General features: G+C 40.3%; 2 pseudogenes. One reads left to right on the top strand and one right to left on the bottom strand.

The annotated features are described in order from the left end of the window. Positions 1-31 precede the first annotated feature (31 nt). Positions 32-1,279: pseudogene (dnaE, locus tag ACYVTD_RS12295) on the top strand (DNA polymerase III subunit alpha); the annotation flags it as partial. 38 nt (positions 1,280-1,317) lie between these two features. On the opposite strand, the pseudogene ACYVTD_RS12290 reads toward dnaE, so the two are convergent. Next, positions 1,318-1,819, bottom strand: a pseudogene (locus ACYVTD_RS12290) (OB-fold nucleic acid binding domain-containing protein); the annotation flags it as partial.

Raw genomic sequence — 1,819 nt, 5'->3', positions numbered from 1 at the left:
TAAATTAGAAGGGCTTAACCGCCATTCAAGCATACACGCCGCAGGTATCGTAATTGGGAAAAAACCGCTGATTGAATTAGTGCCGCTTTTTCAGGAAAGGGAAGAGAAGGGCGGCAATATCGCTACGCAGTACAGCATGAACTTTCTTGAAGAATGCGGGCTTGTTAAAATGGATTTTCTGGGATTAAAAAACCTTGACATCATAAAACATTCAAAGGAATTAATCCGTCAGCGTGGCGGTAAATATTCCAATTTTAACATAGAAGACATACCCGAAGATGACAAAAAAACTTTTAAGATGTTAGGTGAAGGAAAAAGCCACGCCGTTTTCCAATTTGCATCAGACGGAATGCAGGATATTTTAAGGCAGACAAAACCAACTTCAATAGAAGACTTAACGGCATTAAACGCCATGTATCGACCGGGACCTATGCAATTTATTCCACGCTTTGTGGAATGTAAAAACGGAAAAGCGCCGATAACTTACCCCGATCCTAGTCTTGAAGGAATACTTAAAGAAACTTACGGCGTTATTGTTTATCAGGAACAAGTTATGGAAGTGGCAAAAATAATAGCCGGTTACAGCATGGGAAAAGCCGACCTTCTTCGCCGAGCCATGGGAAAAAAGAAAAAAGAAATTCTTGACGGAGAAAAAATTCCGTTCTTGGAGGGTGCGGCAAAACAGGGGTACTCGGCACAGAGAGCCGGAGCTATTTTTGACATGCTTGTTCCGTTTGCAGGTTACGGATTTAACAAAAGCCACGCCGCTGCTTATTCGGTGTTAGCGTATCAAACCGCCTACCTTAAAGCTAATTTTCCGGCGGAATATATGGCGGCTACATTGATAGTCGAAATAAAAAGCACCGACAGGCTTTTATACAGCATTGTCGAAACCCGTAAAATGGGAATCAGCGTCGATCCTCCCAATATAAATTATTCAGACAAACTTTTTACCGTAGTGGACGGCAGAATCGTATACGGTTTTTTGGGAATTAAAGGCGTAGGCGATGCTCCCGCCGATGAAATTGTTCGGGGCAGGCAGAACGGACATTATAAAAGTTTTATGGATTTTTTGGATAGGGTGGACATAAAAGCCGTAAGCAAAAAAGTTATAGAACTGCTTATTCAAACAGGGGCGTTTGATGATTTTAAGGTGTCTCGTGAAACTCTTGCCGGAAATATGGAAAAGGCGATAGAGTACGCCCAAAAAATGAAAGAAGACAAACAGCTTGGACAGACAAACTTGTTTGGAGATTCAAACGAATCCGGTATGCCCGATTTTAAGGCGATCATCTCATCAAGTTTAAGCAAGTGGCGGCAATCGGCGTATACTTTTGAGAAAAATACAAGATCGATTTCTCCTTCAAAATCCTGCAATGTTCCAAACGCCATGTCATTTCCATTTTTATCCTTAAAATCCCTGAGCGATTTTAAGAAACCTATAACCGTGTAATTTCCTTTTTTCGCCTGCAAGATATATGAGCTTTTCAAATCCGCCATGTAAAGCCATGTGTTTTTATGCAATTTATTTTTTTCATCAAGCTCTTTAACTTCTTTTACAACCGATGGTACTTCCTGTTTGCTTATAACGCCGTCTGCCAAGAAACTGTATCTGTCTTTATCTTTTTGATAATCAATTTTTCCTTTTAATATAACGACTGAATCGTCAACAAGATGCTGGCACTTTTCCCACGGACCCGAAAAAAACGTAACTTCAATTTCGCCGTTGTAATCTTCAAGAGTGGCAAAAGCCATTTTGCCGCCTTTAGCGGTTGTAAAAGAAGTTAAAGAGCTTGATGAAAAAAATAAATTGCATAAA

The sequence above is a fragment of the Treponema sp. R6D11 genome (assembly GCF_054786075.1).
Note: the sequence above shows the minus strand (reverse complement) of the source record. Positions and strands in the feature narration are given on the sequence as shown.